The organism is Aeromicrobium sp. (genome assembly GCF_047606445.1).
Taxonomy (GTDB): Bacteria; Actinomycetota; Actinomycetes; order Propionibacteriales; family Nocardioidaceae; genus Aeromicrobium.
In genome coordinates this window covers 1-19809 of record NZ_JASGEK010000037.1, presented here as the reverse complement: position 1 = coordinate 19809, position 19809 = coordinate 1, and the positions used below count along the sequence as shown (strand labels likewise).

The 19809-nt window shown below is 70.8% G+C and carries 18 protein-coding genes; 15 read left to right on the top strand and 3 right to left on the bottom strand.

The features are described 5' to 3' along the window. The first annotated feature begins 189 nt into the window (after positions 1-189). Genes QM621_RS08345 through QM621_RS08330 form a run of 4 tightly spaced genes read left to right on the top strand, consistent with a single transcriptional unit; the run spans position 190 to position 3138 of the window. Positions 190-1053 carry a Rossmann-like and DUF2520 domain-containing protein gene (locus tag QM621_RS08345; protein WP_414989917.1) on the top strand — a complete coding sequence of 288 codons (864 nt, stop codon included), beginning with the start codon at positions 190-192 and terminating at the stop codon, positions 1051-1053. Further along, positions 1050-1898 (top strand): pantoate--beta-alanine ligase, encoded by an 849-nt coding sequence (gene panC / locus QM621_RS08340; protein ID WP_414989916.1) that lies wholly within the window; start codon positions 1050-1052, stop codon positions 1896-1898. The genes QM621_RS08345 and panC overlap by 4 nt, the downstream gene beginning before the upstream one ends. Before the next feature lie 2 nt (positions 1899-1900). Beyond that, on the top strand, positions 1901-2338 hold the full coding sequence (gene panD / locus QM621_RS08335; RefSeq protein WP_414989915.1) for an aspartate 1-decarboxylase: 438 nt from the start codon (positions 1901-1903) through the stop codon (positions 2336-2338). Continuing rightward, entirely contained in the window at positions 2335-3138 is an 804-nt protein-coding gene (locus tag QM621_RS08330) for a type III pantothenate kinase (RefSeq protein WP_414989914.1), read from the top strand. The genes panD and QM621_RS08330 overlap by 4 nt, the downstream gene beginning before the upstream one ends. Here QM621_RS08330 and QM621_RS08325 read toward each other — a convergent pair. Further along, positions 3116-3850 carry a D-alanyl-D-alanine carboxypeptidase family protein gene (locus tag QM621_RS08325; protein WP_414989913.1) on the bottom strand — a complete coding sequence of 245 codons (735 nt, stop codon included), beginning with the start codon at positions 3848-3850 and terminating at the stop codon, positions 3116-3118. The two genes, QM621_RS08330 and QM621_RS08325, sit on opposite strands and share 23 nt — an antisense overlap. 129 nt (positions 3851-3979) lie before the next feature. Here QM621_RS08325 and QM621_RS08320 point away from each other — a divergent pair, with 129 nt between their 5' ends. The 3 genes from QM621_RS08320 (at position 3980) to lysS (ending at position 6152) form a co-directional block, all read left to right on the top strand. Further along, positions 3980-4252, top strand: a complete 273-nt coding sequence (locus QM621_RS08320) for a hypothetical protein (RefSeq protein ID WP_414989912.1) — start codon at positions 3980-3982, stop codon at positions 4250-4252. 61 nt (positions 4253-4313) lie between these two features. Beyond that, complete coding sequence (locus QM621_RS08315) at positions 4314-4619, top strand: type II toxin-antitoxin system VapC family toxin (RefSeq protein ID WP_414989918.1); 306 nt, start codon at positions 4314-4316, stop codon at positions 4617-4619. A gap of 27 nt (positions 4620-4646) precedes the next feature. Next, on the top strand, positions 4647-6152 hold the full coding sequence (lysS, locus tag QM621_RS08310; protein WP_414989911.1) for a lysine--tRNA ligase: 1506 nt from the start codon (positions 4647-4649) through the stop codon (positions 6150-6152). A gap of 3 nt (positions 6153-6155) precedes the next feature. Here lysS and ptsP read toward each other — a convergent pair whose 3' ends face one another. After that, entirely contained in the window at positions 6156-7796 is a 1641-nt protein-coding gene (gene ptsP, locus QM621_RS08305; protein WP_414989910.1) for a phosphoenolpyruvate--protein phosphotransferase, read from the bottom strand. Between the two features lie 188 nt (positions 7797-7984). Between ptsP and QM621_RS08300 the strand changes: the two genes are divergently transcribed. The 7 genes from QM621_RS08300 to QM621_RS08270 all read left to right on the top strand — a co-directional run bounded on the left by QM621_RS08300 (position 7985) and on the right by QM621_RS08270 (position 17955). Further along, positions 7985-8752 (top strand): DeoR/GlpR family DNA-binding transcription regulator, encoded by a 768-nt coding sequence (locus tag QM621_RS08300; RefSeq protein ID WP_414989909.1) that lies wholly within the window; start codon positions 7985-7987, stop codon positions 8750-8752. Then, positions 8749-9714, top strand: coding sequence for a 1-phosphofructokinase family hexose kinase (locus tag QM621_RS08295; protein ID WP_414989908.1), 966 nt, complete (start codon positions 8749-8751; stop codon positions 9712-9714). The genes QM621_RS08300 and QM621_RS08295 overlap by 4 nt, the downstream gene beginning before the upstream one ends. A gap of 11 nt (positions 9715-9725) precedes the next feature. Beyond that, positions 9726-11720: a fructose-specific PTS transporter subunit EIIC gene (locus tag QM621_RS08290; protein ID WP_414989907.1), complete on the top strand. Its 1995-nt coding sequence runs from the start codon at positions 9726-9728 to the stop codon at positions 11718-11720. Between the two features lie 25 nt (positions 11721-11745). Next, on the top strand, positions 11746-12006 hold the full coding sequence (locus QM621_RS08285) for an HPr family phosphocarrier protein (RefSeq protein WP_414989906.1): 261 nt from the start codon (positions 11746-11748) through the stop codon (positions 12004-12006). 244 nt (positions 12007-12250) lie between these two features. Continuing rightward, entirely contained in the window at positions 12251-12760 is a 510-nt protein-coding gene (locus QM621_RS08280; protein WP_414989905.1) for a flavin reductase family protein, read from the top strand. 161 nt (positions 12761-12921) lie between these two features. Continuing rightward, entirely contained in the window at positions 12922-15432 is a 2511-nt protein-coding gene (locus tag QM621_RS08275; protein ID WP_414989904.1) for an ATP-dependent Clp protease ATP-binding subunit, read from the top strand. A gap of 168 nt (positions 15433-15600) precedes the next feature. After that, a complete protein-coding gene (locus QM621_RS08270) occupies positions 15601-17955 on the top strand; it encodes a carbohydrate-binding domain-containing protein (protein WP_414989903.1) in 2355 nt (784 codons plus the stop codon). Between the two features lie 142 nt (positions 17956-18097). On the opposite strand, the gene QM621_RS08265 is transcribed toward QM621_RS08270, so the two are convergent. Continuing rightward, positions 18098-19072, bottom strand: a complete 975-nt coding sequence (locus QM621_RS08265; RefSeq protein ID WP_414989902.1) for a bile acid:sodium symporter family protein — start codon at positions 19070-19072, stop codon at positions 18098-18100. Between the two features lie 154 nt (positions 19073-19226). Here QM621_RS08265 and QM621_RS08260 point away from each other — a divergent pair. After that, positions 19227-19809, top strand: a 583-nt coding sequence (locus QM621_RS08260) for a pyrroline-5-carboxylate reductase family protein (RefSeq protein ID WP_414989901.1), incomplete at its 3' end; no start/stop codon positions are given.

The following is a 19809-nucleotide window of genomic DNA, read 5'->3' as shown; positions in this document are numbered from 1 at the left end:
CTCATCCACCCTATGAGCGCTCATAGGGTGGATGAGCCACCGCTCGGGTGGGAAAGGTGGACAACTCACCGCCCTGGCGGGAGGGTGGGGCGTGACGCGGATCACGATGCGGGCGGGCTGTTCAGGAGTAGACTGACGCCGTCAGAAACGTCTGGTACCCCTCGGGGACTGGAACGGAAAGGCACTCAGATGAAGCGAATTCGCTCTGCCCTGGGCGTCGTCGGCTCCGGCCGCGTCGGCGCCGTGCTCGGCGCACGGCTGCGGGCCGCCGGCCACCCGGTCGTCGGCGTCAGCGCCCGTTCGGGGGCCTCCCAGCTGCGCGCCGGAACCCTGCTGCCGGGCGTGCCGGTCGCCGAGCCCGCCGAGGTCGTCGCCGCCTGCGACGTGCTGCTGCTCGCCGTCCCCGACGACGCGCTGGAGGCGGTCGCCGCAGAGCTCGCCCCGCACGTGCGTCCGGGCCAGTTGGTGCTGCACACGAGCGGCCGCCACGGCCGCGCCGTGCTGGCCGCGATGGCCGCCGCCGGGGCCCGCACCGCCGCCTTCCACCCGGCGATGACCTTCACCGGCAGCCACGTCGACCTCGACCGGGGCTGTGTCATGGGCCTGACCGCCGAGCCCGCCGACCGGGCCGAGGTCGCCGAGCTGGCGCAGGCCGTCGGCGGCACGCCGGTCTGGATCGCCGAGGCCGACCGGGTCGTCTACCACGCGGCCCTCGCCCACGGCGCCAACCACATCGTCACCGTCGTCAACCAGGCGATGGACCTGCTGCGCTCGATCGGCGTCAGCGACCCCTCGGCGGTGCTGGAGCCGCTGCTGAGCGCCGCGCTGACCAACACGCTCGCCTACGGCGACGCCGCGCTGACCGGCCCGGTGGCGCGCGGCGACGTCGGCACGGTCCGCGAGCACGTCGCGGCCATCGCCGACCCCGAGATCGCCGACACCTACGCCGCGCTGTCGTCGGCCACGGTCGGCCGCGCGGTCCGCGACCGGCGTCTCGACGAGGCCGCGGCCGCCGAGCTGCGCGCCGCGCTGACCAAGGAGACGCAGTCATGAGCGCCCGGCCGCAGGTCGCCCGCACCCCGCAGGAACTGCGTGAGCTGTGCGAGGGCACGGTCGCCTTCGTCCCGACGATGGGCGCCCTGCACGACGGGCACGTGCGGTTGATGGAGCACGCCCGCCCGCTCGGCCGGACGCTCGTCGTGTCGATCTTCGTCAACCCGACGCAGTTCGCCGAGGGCGAGGACTTCGGCCAGTACCCGCGCACCTGGGAGGCCGACCTGGAGCGCTGCGCCGAGGCCGAGGTCGACGTCGTCTTCGCGCCCGAGGTCGCCACGATGTACCCGCACGGCACGGGCGACCAGGTGACCGTCGACCCCGGCCCGCTCGGCACGATCCTCGAGGGCGCGGCCCGGCCGACGCACTTCCGCGGCGTGCTGACCGTGGTCGCCAAGCTGTTCGGCCTGGTGCGCCCCGACGTCGCGGTGTTCGGCGAGAAGGACTACCAGCAGCTCACGCTGATCCGGTTGATGGCCGACGCGCTGTGCCTCGGCGTCGAGGTCGTCGGCTGCCCCACCGTGCGGGAGGCCGACGGGCTCGCGATGAGCTCGCGCAACCGCTACCTGAACGACGAGGAGCGCCAGCTGGCCGTGACGATCTCGCAGGCGCTCGCCGCCGGGGTCGCCGCCGGTCCGCAGGGCGCGCAGGTCGTCCGTGAGGCGGCCGCCGACTGCCTGGCGCGAGCGGGGATCAGCCCCGACTACGTCGCCGTCACCTCGCCCGATCTCGGCGAGGCCCCCCAGTCCGGCGAGGGACGTCTGCTCCTCGCCGCCCGTGTCGGCCAGCCCCGGCTGCTCGACAACTGCGCCGTGACCCTCGGCGCCGTCCCGGAAGGAAACTGACCATGTTGCGCACCATGATGACCTCCAAGATCCATCGCGCCACCGTCACGCAGGCCGACTTGCACTACGTGGGGTCGGTGACCGTCGACGCCGACCTGATGGACGCGGCGAACCTTCTGCCGGGCGAGCAGGTCCACATCGTCGACATCGACAACGGGGCCCGCCTCGTCACCTACGTGATCGAGGGCGAGCGCGGCTCCGGCGTCATCGGCATCAACGGCGCGGCCGCCCGCATCGTGCAGCCGGGCGACCTCGTCATCCTCATCGCCTACGGGCAGATGGACGACGCCGAGGCGCGCGCCTTCGAGCCGAACGTCGTGTTCGTCGACGCCGAGAACCACATCATCGGCACCGGGTCCGACCCGGCCGAGGCGCTGCCGGGCACCGGACTGCTGCGGGGGGACATCACGGCGAACCCGCTCGCCGTGAGCCGGGCGTGACGCTGCTCGCCCTCGACGTCGGCAACAGCCGGTCGGTCATCGGAGCGTTCGACGGGGCGAGGCTCGTGCGGCACTGGACGGTGTCGTCCGAGCCCCGTCGGACCGCCGACGAGTGGCACCTGCTGGCGCACGGCTTCGTGCGCGCGGCGGGGCTGGCCGAGGTCGAGGCCGTGGCGATGTGCTGCACGGTCCCGTCGATCCAGGCGGAGCTGCGTTCGATGCTGGAGCGGTACTACGCCGATCTGCCGGTGTCGGTCGTGGGGCCGGGGGTCAAGACGGGCATCCCGATCCACACCGACAACCCGCGCGAGGTCGGGGCCGACCGGATCGTCAACGCGCTGGCCGCCGCCGAGCTGTACGGGGGGCCGGCCATCGTCGTCGACATGAACGGCACCGCGACGATCTTCGACGTGGTCGACGAGTCGAACCGGTACGTCGGCGGCGCCATCGCCCCGGCGATCGAGCTGTCGCTGGAGGCGCTGGCGCGGCGGGGGGCGCAGCTGCGCAGCGTCGAGTTGGCGGCTCCCCGGCACGTGATCGGCAAGAACACGGTCGAGGCGGTGCAGTCCGGCGCGGTCTACGGGTTCGCGGGCTTGGTCGACGGGGTCGTGGAGCGCATGATCGAGGCGCTGGACACGCATGTCGAGGACGTCGCGGTGATCGTCACGGGTTCGTATTCGGACGTGGTGGTGGACCATTGCGGCTCGATCACCCATCGCGACCCGCATCTGACGCTGACCGGTCTGCGGCTGGTGCACGAGCGCAATGCAGCCGGGGCTATTCGGGATAGACCGAGGTGAGACCGTAGTACTCCTCGAACGTCAGGCCGCCTTCGTGGAGGACGGTCGCGAGCTCCACGCCGAAGTAGCGCAGGTGCCACGGCTCGTAGGTGAAGCCGGTGACCTGCTCTTTGCCGTCGGGGTAACGGACGACGAAGCCGAAGCGGTGCGCGTTGTCGGCGACCCAGCGGCCTTCGGGGGTGGAGCCGAAGCTGGGATAGAGGGAGTTGACGTCGATGGCGAGGCCGGCCTGGTGCTCGGAGTGCCCGGGGCGGGCGGAGAGCCGGTCGGCGAGCTCGGGGCCTTTGCTGCCGACGTTTCCGTCGTAGGTGGTCTGCTGGTCGCCGAAGCTGCGGTAGCCGGAGACGATGCGCAGCGAGACGCCCGCCTGGGCGGCGTCGGCGCGCATGGCGTCGAAGGCGGCCTGCGTCTCGGGAGTGAGGCCGCCGGGGGCGTAGTCGGCCGGGAGCGGGTAGGTCTTGTTGACGACGAGGTGGCCGTCGATCCGATAGACGCCGTCCTCGCCTCGGACGGGGACCGGCTTCGGCGTCTCGGTGGTCGGCAGCGGCATCGGAGTGACGCTGAAGGTCGGCGACGTCGGATTGGCGGTGCGGGTCGCGTCGGTCTGGGCGTCGCGCGTGTCGAGCACGGCCCCGGCGATGCCGACCGTCACGGCGATCAACCCGACGACGACGATCGCGGTCGTCGGCTTCGCCTTCTCTTGTCGGACCACCCGCCTGACGCTACCGGGCGCTGCCCTGGTCGGGTTGCGGGGCGAGGTCGTGTCTGGCGGGTGGTGTGGGACTGTCGTCGATACTGCTCTTTCCTTGACCGGTGCGGGTGGGCGATCTACCGTCGGGACATGACTGATGTGATGCCGACGAGCGAGGTGGGGACGCGCTGGGACGCGGTGGCGAAGCGTGTCCGTGCGGGGGAGACGGTCTACATCGGAGAACACGGCGAGGCCGACATGGTGCTGAGCCCCGCCCCCAAACGTCGGCGGATTCGCCTCGGGGTGTTGGCGCATCGGCGGGACCCCGCCGTCGATCTGGGGTCGGAGGATCTGATCGGACCGGACCCGGAGGTCTGGGAAGAGTTCTTCGCGAGTATGGATGCCGATGAGCCTGCTGGTTGACTCGCATGTGTTGCTGTGGTTTCTTTATGAGCCTGAGCGTTTGTCGTAGCGTTCCCGAGAACTGATCCAAAGCACGGCCACGGTGTTCTTCTCGCCCATCACGACCTGGGAACTGACGATCAAGCACCTGAAGGGACGCTTGGCGTACGAGCCGCAAGAGATCGTTGTGGGCGCCCTGAACGCGGGCATGGAAGAGTTGCCGGTGGCGCAGCGTCATGTGCGCCTTCTCCCCGATCTCAGACTTCCGCATGGAGGTCCGTTTGACGCGATGCTCATGGCTCAGGTCGTGGCTGACGGGTTGACATTGGTCACCGCCGACCGCAACCTGCTGGGCTCGCCCCACCCGACCCTGGACGCCCGATCCTGACCCGGACCCCACAACTAGACTCGCCCCGTGACCGACGTACCCGTGTCTGAGCCCGACGACGACCTGCCCGAGCAGTTGCGGATCCGCCGTGAGAAGCGGGCCGAGCTGTTGGAGGGCGGGGTCGCCCCGTATCCGATCAGCGTGCCGCGCACCCACACGCTCAAGCAGATCGTGGAGGCCTACGACGCCGAGGCGCTGGGGGCCGACCACCACAGCGGCGAGACCGTCTCGGTCGCGGGTCGCGTCATCTTCATGCGCAACACCGGCAAGCTCTGCTTCGCGCGGCTGCGCGAGGGCGACGGCGCCGAACTGCAGGCCATGCTCTCGCTCGCCGAGGTAGGGGAGGAGTCCCTCGCCGATTACAAGCGACTCGTCGACATCGGCGACCACCTCTCCGTCACCGGCGAGGTCATCACCAGCCGTCGCGGCGAGCTGAGCGTTCAGGCGACTTCTTGGGCCCTCGCCGCCAAGACCCTCCGGCCGCTGCCCAACGAGCACAAGCCGCTGTCCGACGAGGCCCGCACCCGGCTGCGCTACGTCGACCTCATCGTCCGGCCGGAGGCGCGCGAGAACGTCCGCGTCAAGGCCAAAGTGCTCCAGTCCTTGCGCGCGACCCTCGACCGACGCGACTACATCGAGGTCGAGACGCCCGTCCTGCAGCACACCAACGGCGGCGCGGCGGCCCGCCCCTTCGCCACCCACGTCAACGCCTTCGACGAGCCCGCCCTGCTGCGGATCGCGCTCGAACTCCACCTCAAGCGCTCGCTCGTCGGCGGCATCGACCGCGTCTACGAGATCGGCAAGACCTTCCGCAACGAGGGCGTCGACAACACCCACAACCCCGAGTTCATGATGCTCGAGGCGTACGAGGCCTACGGCGACTACGACACGATGGCCGCGCTCACCCGCGACCTCGTCGTGAACGCCGCGCGCGCCGTCGGCAAGACCGTCGTGCCGGGCCGCGACGGCTCGCAGATCGACCTCGAGGGCGAGTGGCGTCACGCGACCATATACGAGCTCGTCACCGAGGCCGTCGGTCAGCCGGTCGACGTCGAGACGGACGCGGCCACGCTGCGCGCCCTCGCCGAAACCCACGGCGTCGCCCTGCAACCGCACTGGGACGCGGGCGAGATCGTGCTGGAGTTGTATGAGAAGTTGGTCGAGCACACCCTCATCCAGCCGACCTTCGTGCGCGACTACCCCGAGTCGGTCCGCCCGCTCGCCAAGAAGCACCGCAGCACGCCGGGCCTGGTCGAGGCGTGGGACCTCATCATCAACGGCGTCGAGCTGGCCCCCGCCTACACCGAGCTCAACGACCCCGTCATCCAACGCGAGCGGCTGGAGGAGCAGGCCCGGCTGGCGGCCGCGGGCGACCCCGAGGCGATGGACGTCGACGAGGACTTCCTGCGCGCGCTGGAGTTCGGCATGCCCCCCGCCGGAGGCATGGGGCTCGGCGTCGACCGCCTCGTCATGCTGCTGCAGGGCATCGGCATCCGGGAGGCGATTCTCTTCCCGATCACCCGCGCGGAGTAGTCCTCAGCTGAGTGCGGCGCGGGCGGCCTCGCGGGCGGCCTGCGGATCGGCCGCCGCGAGGGCTCCGCGGGCGGCCTCCTGGCACTGCGCCAGCGTCACCGACGACAACTGCGCGCCCACACTGCGCACCGCCGTGGCCGCGCAGGACAGCGAGGTGACGCCCAACCCGGCGAGCACGCAGGCCAACAGAGGGTCGGCCGCCGCCTCGCCGCACACGCCCACCGGCTTGCCCGCCGCCTGACCGGCCTGCGCGACCCGCTCGATCAGCACCAGCAGCGCAGGCTGCCACGGGTCGGTCAGATGGCTCAGCGACGACGCCATGCGGTCGGCCGCGAAGGTGTACTGACTGAGGTCGTTGGTGCCGATCGACACGAAGTCGACGTGCTCCAACACGCGGTCGGCCAGCAGCGCCGCCGACGGCGTCTCGATCATGACGCCCGCCGTCAGCCCGCGCGAGTGCAGCTTCTCGGCCAGCGCGGCGGCCTCCGACGGCACCGCGACCATCGGCGCCATCACCCACACGTCGGCCTCGCTCCGCCCCGCGGCCTGGGCGATGGCGTCGAGCTGATGGTCGAGCAGCTCCGGGCGGCTGTCGGCGATGCGCAGCCCCCGCACGCCCAGCGCCGGATTCGGCTCGTCGCCCATGTCGGCGAACTTCAACGGCTTGTCCGAGCCCGCGTCGAGCGTGCGCACCACGACCTTCGCGCCCGCGCCCGCCGCAGCGAACACCTCGCCGTAGATCGCCGCCTGCTCGTCGACCGTCGGCTCGGCGGAACGGTCGAGGAAGCTCAACTCGGTGCGGTAGAGACCGAAGCCCTCCACCGGCTCGGCCGCCGCGACGACCGCGCCGGGTCCGTCCTGCACGTTCGCGAGCACCTGGACGGCGTGGCCGTCGGCGGTGCGGCCCGGCCCGGTCCACGACGCCCCGGCCGAGCGGCGCGCCTCGTCGGCGGCCTGCCGGGCGGCGACGTCGGCGGGGTCGGGGTCGAGCACGACCTCCCCTGTGCCGCCGTCGACCAGCGCCGTCGCCCCACCCTCCAGAGGCAACGACGCCACGCCGACGACACAGGGGATGCCGAGTTGACGGGCGATGATCGCGGTGTGGCTCGTCGTGCCGCCGAGCCGGATCGCGATGCCCGTGATCCGCGCGGGGTCGAGCCCCGCCGTGTCGGCCGGGGCGAGGTCGTCGGCGAACAGCACCGACGGCTCGTCCGGCTCCGGGACGCCCGGCTCCGGCACGCCTAACAGCTCGGCGACCACCCGGTCGCGCACGTCGTGCAGGTCGGTGACCCGCTCGGCCATCAGACCGCCGGCGGCGGTGAACATCGCGGCCAGCTCCTCGACCGCCTTCGTCGTCGCCGTCGCGGGTCCGGCGGTGGCGGCGTGCTTGCCGACGAAGGTCGCCAGGCCCTTGTCGGCGGCCATGCCCGCCGTGGCCTGCAGGACCTCGGCGGCCGCGCCCGAGGCGTGGGCGGCGCGCGCGGTCAGTCGCTCGGCGACCGCCTGGGCCGCCGCCGCGAAGGCAGCGACGGTGGCGTCCTTGTCGCCGACCGGCTCGTCGCTCGGCGTCTGCACGCGCTCGCCCGGACGGACGACGGGCCCGGCGCCGATGCCGGGGACGACGGGGGTTCCAGTGAGCGACATCGGCTCTCCTGTCCTGCGATGGCGGAGCAGGGGCTCGGCGCATGTGATCCATTCGGCACGTTGACGAGGATCTTCGCGCAAACCCCTTGACTTTCGACCACATTAACGCGTAGAACAACATAAAGCAACAGATTTCCACACGAATCCACATGCTTGTGTGACTCGCCACTCACTCAGAGGGAGCCGCCGTGTACGCCGCCGAACGTCGCGCCGAGCTGGCCCGACGGCTCACCGCCGACGGGCGGGTCAGCGTGGCCGAGGCCGCCGCCGACCTCGGCGTCTCCGGCGAGACCATCCGCCGCGACCTCGCCGCGCTGGAGCGCCACGGCGCCGCGCGACGGGTCCACGGCGGGGCGGTCGCGCGGACGGCCGTCGAGACGGTCGAGCTCGACCTCGCCGAGCGGGAGGTCCGCCAGGCCGAGCAGAAACAGGCCATCGCGCAGGCCGCGCTCGCCCAGCTGCCCGGCTCCGGCGGCAGCATCGCGGTCGACGCGGGCACCACCACGGGGGCCTTCGTCGACGCGCTGCCGACCGACCTGAGCCTGCTCGCCGTCACCCACGGCGTGCTCACCGCCGCCCAGCTCGCCCGCGTCGGCTCGCTCGACCTGCACGTCGTCGGAGGCCACGTGCGCGGCGCGACCGGCGCGGCCGTCGGCGCGAGCACGGTCGAGGGCTACCGGGAGGTCGGCGTCGACGTCGCCTTCGTCGGCACGAACGGACTCTCGCCCGAACGCGGACTGACCACCCCCGACTTCGCCGAGGCGGCCGTCAAGCGCGCCGTCGTCGGCGCGGCGCGGCGCACGGTCGTGCTCGCCGACTCCACCAAACTCGACGCCGACCACGTGGTCACCTTCGCCCGGCTGGCGGAGGTCGACGTGCTCGTGACCGACGCCGGAGCCGCCCCCGACGACGTCAACCGCCTGCGCTCCGCAGGCGTGGAGGTACTGCTCGCATGATCGTCACCGTCACCGCCAACCCCGCGATCGACCGGCTCATCACCCTCAACACGCCGCTGGAACGCGGCACGGTGGCGCGCACCCACGCGCCCGTCGACCAGCCCGGCGGCAAGGGGGTCAATGTGGCCCGCGCGCTCGCGGCCGCCTCGCAACCCGTGGTCGCGGTGTTTCCGTGCAATCCGCACGACATCTTCCTCAGCGCGGTCGCCGCGACCGGGCTCGACCACGTCGTCTCGCCGATGGTGGGCCGGGCGCGGGTCAATCTGACGCTGGCCGAGGGCGACGGCACCACCACCAAGCTCAACGGCCCCGGCCCGTCGCTCGCCGACGAGGAGCTGGACGCGTTCACGGCGGCGGTCCTGGACGCGTCGCGGCGGGCCGAATGGGTCGCGCTGTGCGGCTCGCTGCCGCCGGGCGTCCCGCCGTCGTGGTACCGCGACATGGTCGGGCAGCTGCGCGCGCTCGGGGCCAAGGTCGCGGTCGACACCTCCGCCGAGCCCTTCGAGGAGACGCTGGCCGACCCCGAGGCCGCGCCCGACCTCGTCAAGCCGAATGCGGAGGAGCTGGTCGACCTCGTCGGCGGCGACGCCGAGGCGGTCGAGGCCGACCCGCGTCTCGCCGGGGAACTGGCCCAGAAGCTGCGCGGCGACCGGGGCGTCGGGAGCGTGCTGCTCACCCTCGGCGCGGCGGGCGCGGTGCTCGCCACCGTCGACGGCAGTTGGTTCGCGCCGTCGCCGCGCGTGCGTCCGCTGAGCACCGTCGGCGCCGGCGACTCCTCGCTCGCCGGATTCCTGCTCGCCGCCGCGCGGGGAGCCGACGCCCCCGCAGCGCTCGTCAGCGCGGTGCTCCACGGCAGCGCTGCCGCCGCGCTGCCCGGCACCACCCCGCCGTCCCCGCCCGACGTCGCCCGGCTCGACGCGGTGTCGGCCCGCCTGCTCACCGATCTGTCCACCCACTTCTGAGAAGGACCGCCATGTCATCACTGCTCACCGCTGACCTGGTCAGCCTCGACGCCGATCTCGGCGCCGAGGCGCGCGAGGTCATCGCCCAGCTCGCCGCCCGTGTGGCCGCCGCGGACCGGGCCACCGACGCCGACGGCCTGGCCGCCGACGCGCTCGCCCGCGAGGAGAAGTCCGCGACCGGCCTGCCCGGCGGCATCGCGATCCCGCACTGTCGGTCCGCCTCGGTCACCGAGCCGACGCTCGCCTTCGCGCGGCTGGAGCCGAAGGCCGACTTCGGCGCGCCCGACGGCCCCGCCGACCTCGTCTTCATGATCGCCGCGCCGGAGGGGGCCGGCAGCGAGCACCTGACGCTGCTGTCGTCGTTGGCGCGGGCGCTCGTGCGGCCCGACTTCACCGCGTCGCTGCGTGAGGCGTCCGACGCCGACGAGATCGTGGCGCTGGTCGACGGCGTGCTCGCCCCGGCCGAGAAGAAGGACGAGCCCGCCGCGTCGGCGAAGCCCGCCGAGGAGGAGGCCGCGCTGCGCGTCGTCGCGGTGACCGCCTGCCCCACCGGCATCGCCCACACCTACATGGCCGCCGACGCGCTCTCGCAGGCCGCCGAGGCCGCCGGCGTCGACTTCCAGGTCGAGCCGCAGGGCTCCTCGGGCAGCACCCCGCTGACGCCCGACGCCATCGCGGCCGCCGACGCGGTCATCTTCGCCACCGACGTCGGCGTGCGCGACGAGGCCCGTTTCGCGGGCAAGCCCGTCGTCGTCAGCGGCGTCAAGCGGGCCATCAACGAGCCCGCCGCCATGTTGGAGGAGGCCCGCGCGGCCGCCGCCGACCCGAACGCGCGTCGCGTCACCGCCACGGGCGCGAGCCCGGGCGGCGCCGACGAGGCCGAGGGAGCCAGCTTCGGACTGCGGCTGCGCCAGTGGCTGCTCACCGGCGTCAGCTACATGATCCCGTTCGTCGCGGCGGGCGGCCTGCTCACCGCGCTCGGCTTCCTCTTCGCCGGCTACGACACCGACGGCGCGAAGATCCTCAGCGACTTCACCCTCTTCGACCCGCCGCCGGCCGCCGAGCACGCGGCCATCTCGTCGGGCTGGCTGACGTACATCGGCGCGGTCTGCCTCGTCATCGGCAGCTACGCGATGGCCTTCCTCATTCCGGCGCTCGCTGGCTACATCGCCTACGCGATGGCCGACCGCCCGGGCATCGCGCCCGGCTTCGTCATGGGCTACCTGGCCGCAGAGGCCGGCACCGGCTTCCTCGGCGGCATCGTCGGTGGTCTGCTCGCCGGCGCCATCGCCATGTGGTTCGCCCGGCTATCGCCGCCGCGCTGGCTCGCCGGACTCATGCCGGTCGTCATCATCCCGCTCGTCACGACGCTCGTGGCCGGTTTCATCATGATGGTCGTCCTCCGCAAGCCGATCGCCGCCGCGATGAACGGCCTGGAGGACTGGCTGACCGGGATGTCGGACGGTTCGGCGGTGCTGCTCGGCGCGATCCTCGGCCTGATGATGGCCGTCGACCTCGGCGGTCCGGTCAACAAGGCGGCCTATCTGTTCGCGACGGCGGGCCTGGCCGGCGCCGACCTCAGCGACCCGGACTCCCCGCAGATGCAGATCATGGCGGCGGTGATGATCGCGGGCATGGTGCCGCCGCTGGCGATGGCGCTGTCGACGCTGCTGCGCCCGGCGCTCTACACCGAGGGCGAGCGGGAGAACGGCAAGGCCGCCTGGCTGCTCGGCGCCGCCTTCATCTCCGAGGGCGCGATCCCGTTCGCCGCGGCCGACCCGCTGCGCGTGCTGCCGTCGATGATGCTCGGCTCGGCGACTGCGGGCGCCATCGCGATGGCTGGCGGCGTCACGCTCGGCGCGCCCCACGGCGGCGTGTTCGTGTTCTTCGCCGTCGACCAGGTGTTGTGGTTCTTCGTGGCCATCATCGTCGGCATGGTGGTCAGCGCGCTGGCCGTCACCGCCCTCAAGCAGCTCGGCCAGGCCAAGACGCCCGTCGTAGCCTGATCCCCACCCATCCCTAAGGAGAGACATGCCCAGTAAGACCGTGACCGTCGGTTCCGCCGTCGGCCTGCACGCCCGTCCCGCCGCCGCCATCGCCGCGGCCGCCGCGGAGCAGTCCGCGCCCGTCACCCTCTCCGTCGAGGGCGGCGAGCCGGTCGACGCCGGCTCGGCCCTGCTCATCATGACCCTCGGCGCGGGCAACGGCGCGACGGTCGTCGTCGAGTCCGAGGACGAGGCCGCCGTCGCGGCCATCGCCGCTCTCGTGGAGGCCGACCTCGACGCCGAGTGACCCGTCCCCGGGCCTGTCGGGTGCCATCGTCCTCTGGTCGGCGGACGGTGGCACTCGACGTTCAGGCGTCCTCAGGTCGCTACCTCACGCCGACGGGCGCCGTGAGGTCGTGTCACGTGGTGATACACAGGACGCGGGCGGCTGATCCCGATGAATGATCGAGCCTGGGCGATGCCGCCTGTGCCCGCGCGCGTGCCCGCGCGGCCCTGACAGCGCCCGACGAACGACTCTCACGAGGTGGAGCATGACGCTCAGCACGAACCAGGACCTGGACCCGATCCGACTCCGTCAGGTCTTCGGCTCCTTTCCCAGCGGCGTGGTGGCCGTGGCGGCCGAGGTCGACGGCGTGGTCACCGGGCTGGCGGCTTCGTCGTTCACCTCGGTGAGTCTCGACCCGCCGCTGGTCGCGATCAACCTCGCCAGCACCTCCAAGACCTGGCCGGACCTGCGTCGGGCGCGGCGTCTCGGGCTGACGGTGCTCGCCGAGCATCACGCCGAGGTCGGGCGGCAGCTGTCCGGCCCGGTCGAGCACCGTTTCGACGGCATCTCGATCACCACGACCGAGGAGGGCGCGGTGATCCTCGACGAGGGCGTCGCCTTCTTCGACTGCGCGGTCTACAAGGAGGTCGACGCCGGCGACCACATCCTGGTGCTGCTGGAGCTGCACAGCGCGGGCCACGACCTCGACGAGACCTCGGCGCCGCTGGTCTTCCATCGCAGCGGCTTCACCCGACTGGTCGGCGCGCCGCGCTGACCAGGGGTGACGCGTCGGGGAGACGAGCGTGTACGCCGAGAGCGAACGGGTGGAACACCGGGGGGCTCTCGGGAGTTGGGCCCGATGTGCGGACGCCGGTCCGCGCCGCCGTGCCGTGTCACTAGACTGACGGGGCACAGCCCATCACCGGGAGGGACGCCATGTTCGAGAGATTCACCGATCGGGCTCGCCGCGTGGTCGTACTCGCGCAGGAAGAAGCGCGACTGCTCAGCCACAACTACATCGGCACCGAGCACATTCTGCTCGGCCTGATCCGCGAGGGCGAGGGAGTCGCCGCGAAGGCGCTCGAGAGCCTCGACATCTCGATGGACGCCGTGCGCACCCAGGTCGAGGAGGTCATCGGCCAGGGCCAGCAGGCGCCCAGCGGCCACATCCCCTTCACCCCGCGCGCCAAGAAGGTCCTCGAGTTGAGCCTGCGCGAGGCGCTGCAGCTCGGCCACAGCTACATCGGCACCGAGCACATTCTGCTCGGCCTGATCCGCGAGGGCGAGGGAGTCGCCGCGCAGGTGCTCGTCAAGCTCGGCGCCGACCTCAACCGGGTCCGCCAGCAGGTGCTGCAGCTCGTCCAGGGCTTCCAGGGCAAGGAGCCGGAGACCGCGGGCGCGCCGTCGGGCGAGCAGGCCCCGCAGGGCTCGACCGTGCTCGACCAGTTCGGCCGCAACCTCACCCAGGCCGCCCGTGAGGGCAAGCTCGACCCGGTCATCGGCCGCGAGAACCAGATCGAGCGCGTCATGCAGGTGCTCAGCCGCCGCACCAAGAACAACCCGGTGCTCATCGGCGAGCCCGGCGTCGGCAAGACCACCGTCGTCGAGGGCCTCGCCCAGGACATCGTGCGCGGCGACGTCCCCGAGACGCTCAAGAACAAGCACATCTACACCCTCGACCTCGGCGCGCTGGTCGCCGGCTCGCGCTACCGCGGCGACTTCGAGGAGCGCCTGAAGAAGGTGCTCAAGGAGATCCGCACGCGCGGCGACATCATCTTGTTCATCGACGAGATCCACACGCTCGTCGGCGCGGGCGCGGCCGAGGGCGCCATCGACGCCGCCAGCATCCTCAAGCCGATGCTGGCCCGCGGCGAGCTGCAGACCATCGGCGCCACCACGCTCGACGAGTTCCGCAAGCACTTCGAGAAGGACGCCGCGCTGGAGCGCCGCTTCCAGCCGGTCCAGGTGCCCGAGCCGTCGATCGCGCACACCATCGAGATGCTCAAGGGCCTGCGCGACCGCTACGAGGCGCACCACCGCGTCACGATCACCGACGAGGCGCTGGTCGCCGCGGCGACGCTGGCCGACCGCTACGTCACCGACCGTTTCCTGCCGGACAAGGCCATCGACCTCATCGACGAGGCGGGCTCGCGCTTGCGCATCCGCCGGATGACCGCTCCGCCGGACTTGAAGGACTTCGACGACCAGATCTCCGACGTGCGCCGCCGCAAGGAGGGGGCCATCGACGCGCAGGACTTCGAGGCCGCCGCCGCGCTGCGCGACGAGGAGAAGAAGCTGATCTCGGCGCGCAACGAGCGCGAGCGTCAGTGGAAGGCTGGCGACATGGACGCCGTGGCCGTCGTCGACGAGGAGCTGGTGGCCGAGGTGCTGGCGCTGGCGACGGGCATCCCGATCGTCAAGCTCACCGAGGAGGAGTCGAACCGGCTGCTCAACATGGAGGAGGAGCTGCACAAGCGCGTCATCGGCCAGGACGAGGCCATCAAGGCGCTGTCGCGGGCGATCCGCCGCACCCGCGCGGGCCTGAAGGACCCCCGTCGTCCGGGCGGCTCGTTCATCTTCGCCGGACCGTCGGGCGTCGGCAAGACGTGGCTGTCCAAGACGCTCGCGGAGTTCCTGTTCGGCGACGAGGACGCGCTCATCCAGCTCGACATGAGCGAGTACTCCGAGAAGCACACGGTCGCGCGGCTGTTCGGCGCGCCTCCGGGCTACGTCGGTTACGAGGAGGGCGGCCAGCTCACCGAGAAGGTGCGCCGCAAGCCGTTCAGCGTGGTGCTGTTCGACGAGGTCGAGAAGGCCCACCCGGACATCTTCAACTCGCTGTTGCAGATCTTGGAGGAAGGCCGTCTGACCGACAGCCAGGGTCGCATGATCGACTTCAAGAACACCGTCATCATCATGACCACGAACCTCGGCACGCGCGACATCGCCAAGGGCGTCAACCTGGGCTTCAGCCAGGCCGGCGACGTGGCGGGCTCGTACGAGAAGATGAAGGCGAAGGTGTCCGAGGAGCTCAAGCAGCACTTCCGCCCGGAGTTCCTCAACCGCGTCGACGAGGTCGTCGTGTTCCCGCCGCTGACGCAGGAGCAGATCATCGCGATGGTCGACATGATGATCGCGTCGCTGGAGAAGCGTCTGGCCGACAAGGACATGGGCATCGAGCTCACGCCCGCGGCCAAGGACCTGCTCGCCAAGCGCGGCTTCGACCCGGTGCTCGGCGCGCGTCCGCTGCGGCGCACGGTCCAGCGCGAGATCGAGGACACGATGGCCGAGAAGATGCTCTTCGGCGAGCTGCGTCCGGGTCAGATCGTCCTGGTCGACGTCGAGGGCGAGGGTCCGAGCGCCGCGTTCACCTTCACCGGCGCGGCCAAGGCCGACTTGGAGCTGACCGGCGAGCCGCTCGCGGTGGAGGCCGGCAGCGCGGAGTGACGGCTCCGGCTGCTCTCCGGTTAAGGGGCCTACGGTCTGTGTGACTCGGAGCGTCGGGATCAAGAGGCTTTGACGGCGCTCGCACAGGCTGTGCATAAGTTTCGTGCGTACGCTCCGGAGAAATGCGGTACCCAAAGGTCTGGTCCGCGTATCCGGAGGGAAGCTCTCATGCTGGACGTTCATCGATCACGTGTCCTGTCACTGTTATTAACGGCAGCAGCTACCACCGTCGCCTTCGGCGTGCTGCCGGTGTCGTCAGCCGCTGCGGAGGAGGCGACCTTGACGACCACGACGGAGGTCATGGCGGCCAACCAGTCGGCTCATGACGATTCAACCGACGAGGAGTGGGACACCAGCGCTGAGACCGCCGTGACGTTGTCTGGCGCCACGGCCACGGCCAGCGGTTCGAATGCCGATGCCGTCACGGTGTCGTCAGGCACCGTGACGATCGGCTCGGCTGGCACCTACCGGCTGTCCGGCTCGTTGAGCGGCCAGGTGGTGGTCACGGCTTCTGAGGGGCTGGTTCGGCTGGTTCTCGACGGTGCCACGATCACCAGCGCTACCACGGCCGCCGTCAATGCGACCGAGGCTGAGCGGCTCGTCGTCATCGCCGAATCCGGGACGACCAACACCCTGACCGATGGGGAGACCTACACAGACACCAGTGACGATGCTCCCGGGGCTGCGCTGTACTCCAAAGCCGATCTGACCCTGGCGGGACAGGGGACGCTGAAGGTTGTCGGCCGCAATAACGACGGCATCGCCAGCGCTGACGGCCTGTCGATTCGATCGGGAACTCTCGTCGTCGAGGCCGCTGACGATGCGATCCGCGGCAATGACTACGTCGTGGTGCGCGACGGAACTATCACCGTCACGTCGGTCGCTGACGGACTCAAGGCGACCAACGACGAGAAGCCCAAGCGTGGCTACGTCGAGATCCTCGGCGGAACGATTGACGTCACCTCAGGCGATGACGGCATTGCTGCGCAGACCGATGCGGTCATCGAGGGCGGGACGATCAAGGTTGTCGCCGGCGGCGGCGCCGGTGCGACCGTGGGTGAAGACTCCCCGCACGGCGTCAACGCCGAGGTGATCGTCGCGGTTGGCGGTGGCAGCCTCGACATCGACACCGCGCAGGACGGGCTCAACGCGACGGGCGACGTCGTGGTGACCGGAGGGACGATGACCATCGCTGCGGGTGGCGACGGCGTGCACGCCGACGAGCAGGCGCTGATCGGCGCGGGCACCGTGACGGTGACCGGCTCGGAGGAAGGCCTGGAGGGTCGGATCGTGCAGGTGTCCGGCGGCACCGTCTCGCTCGTGGCGACCGATGACGGAGTCAACGCCTCCAGCGACGTGACCGACGCCGAGATCGCGATCACGATCAGCGGCGGCACATTGGATGTGAGCGCCCAGGGTGACGGCATCGACTCCAACGGGGCTCTGACCTTCAGCGGCGGGACGACGGTAGTGGCCGGACCAACAGGTCAGGACAACAGCCCTGTCGACGCAGACGGCACGTTGAGCGTCGACGGCGGAGTTCTGCTCGCCGTCGGCAGCAACGGCATGTTGCAAGCGCCGTCATCGGCTTCGTCCCAGGGATGGATCACCGCGAGTTTGTCGAGTACTCAGAAGGCCGGCACGGTCCTGTCGATCGTGAGTTCAAGCGGAGAACTCCTGGCCACGTATGTGTCGGAGAAGGCGTTCGCCGGGGTCGTGTATTCCGCATCGGACATCACGAACGGGTCGCAGTACAAGCTGTACTCCGGTGGCACGGCGACCTGCACCACCGTGGGCGGTTTGGCGGAGAGCGGTACGGCGGGAACCAAACTGCTGGCGACGGTGTCTGCGGGTCAGGCCGCCACGGCCGGTCAAGGCGGCGGAACGAGTTCGAGCGGTGGCAGCACCACCACGTCCGTGCCGGTCTGCGACGGCACCACTGATACCGATAGCGATGACGATGATGACGACTCGAACACCGGTTCGGTGACGTTCTCCGACATCGCTGGCAACGTGTTCTCCGATGAGATCATCTGGCTGGCCGAGAGCGGAATCACGACGGGCTATGCCGATGGCACGTTCCGTCCGAGTCGGCCGGTGTTGCGCGAGCAGATCGCCGCGTTCCTGTACCGGTTGGCCGGAGAGCCGGACGTCACGCTGCCTGAGGATTCGCCGTTCACGGATGTTCCGGAGACCCATACGTTCTACAAAGAGATCGTCTGGCTCTCGGAGTCGGGCATTACGACCGGATACAGCGATGGGACGTTCCGGGGGTCGCAGGCGGTGTTGCGCGAGCAGATCGCTGCTTTCCTCTACCGCTACGACGAGCAGGACTATCAGCGCTCGGGGGCGGCGACGTTCACCGATGTCCCGGTCGGTCACGTTTTCGACGACGAGATCGAGTGGCTCGCCTCGACGGGGATCACGACGGGCTATGCCGATGGGACGTTCCGGGGTTCGCAGGCGGTGTTGCGCGAGCAGATCGCCGCGTTCCTCTACCGCTACACCCAGCAAGCCGACTGAGCCGGACCCCGACGGCGCCTACAGCGTGAAGGTGCCGTCGGGGAGGGGTGCGAGTTGGTCGTCGATGAGGGAGTCGGAGCAGCGTTCGCGCTCCATCTTCCTGCCGCCGGGGACTCGGAATGATGTTTTTAGGCAGTAGCGGCTACCGCGAACCATCATTCTTGTTCTCCTGTGACCACCGGTCGGCCAGGTAGGCGCAGGCGATGAGCTGGAACTGGTGGTAGAGCATGAGCGGGAGCACGACGAGGGCGACGGTGTCGGGCGCGAAGATCACCGCCGCCATCGGCAGTCCGCTCGCCAGCGACTTGTGCGATCCGCAGAAGGTCAGCGCGATCTGGTCGCCTCGCTCGAACCGGCACAGGCGCCCCAGCAGCGTCGTCCAGGCCAGTGCGACGGCCAGCAGCGTCAGACACAGGACGACGAGCAGCGCCGCGTCGGCCGCGTCGATCTGCGACCACACGTCGGCCTCGCGCCCCCGGCTGAACGCCAGGTAGACCACGAGCAGGATGCCGCCCCGGTCGATGAGCTTCAGCCGTCGGTCGTGACGCGCCACCCAGTCGCCGATCCACCGGCGCAGCAGCTGTCCGGCGACGAACGGCGCGAGCAGGTGCGCCATGATCCGCAGCACGGAGGAGGCGTCCACCTGGGCGCCCGCGTCGGCGCTCATCAGCAGGCCGATCAGCAGCGGCGTCGCGAACACGCCCAGCAGGTTCGACACCGACGCGCTGACGACGGCCCCGGCGACGTTCCCGCCCGCGATCGAGGTGTACGCCACCGACGACTGCACGGTCGACGGCACGAGGCACAGCAGCAGCACGCCGGTGGCCAGCCCGGCGCCGACGACGTCCGGCGCGACCAGGCCGATCAGCAGCCCGAGGGCTGGGAAGACGAGGTAGGTGGTCCCGAGCACCGCCGTGTGCAGCCGCCAGCGGGCCAGGCCGCTCAGCGTCTCGGCGGTCGACAGCCGCGCGCCGTAGAGGAAGAACAGCAGCCCGATGGCCACGATCTGCCCGACGTGCGCGACCTCGGCGGCCTCCCCGGTGACCGGCAGCACGGTGCCCGCCGTCGCGGCGGCGAGCAGCAGGGCGATGAAGGGATCGAGGCGCACTCCTCGCATTATGGTCCTCCACTCCCTCAGGGCGGTGAGTTATCCACCTTTCAGTTCGCATCGGTGTCTCATCCACGTTATGAGCGCTCATAAGGTGGATGAGACACCGTCAGATGGGCAAAGGTGGACAACTCACCGCCTCATGGGGGACTAGGGTGGGGCTATGACGATGATCGCGTTCCTCGGGGCCGGAGTGATGGGCGAGACGATCCTCTCGGCGGTGGTCAAAGCCGGGCAGGATCCGGCGGCCACGCGGGTGGCCGAGCGTCGCCCGGAGCGGGCCGCCGAACTGCGCGAGGCGCATCCCGGATCGGTGGTCACCGACGCCCGGAGCGCGGTCGAGGGCGCCGATGTCGTGATCGTCGCGGTCAAGCCGCAGGACGTGCCCGCCGTGCTCGCCGAGGTCGGCGACGTCGTCTCGCCGCAGGCGGTCGTGGTCTCCATCGCCGCCGGGGTCACCACCGCCACCTTCGAGGCGGCCCTGCCCGAGGGCGTCGCCGTCGTGCGAGCCATGCCGAACACACCCGCGCTCGTCGGCCAGGGCATGTTCGGCTTGTCGGGCGGCAGCGCCTGCGGTCCCGAACACCTCCGGCTCGTCGGCGACCTGCTGGGCTCGGCCGGACGGGTCGTGACGGTCCCGGAGGCCCAGCAGGACGCGCTCACCGCCGTCTCCGGCTCCGGTCCTGCCTACGTCTTCTACTTGGTCGAGCAGATGATCGCCGGGGGCGTCGGGGGCGGGCGCGGCG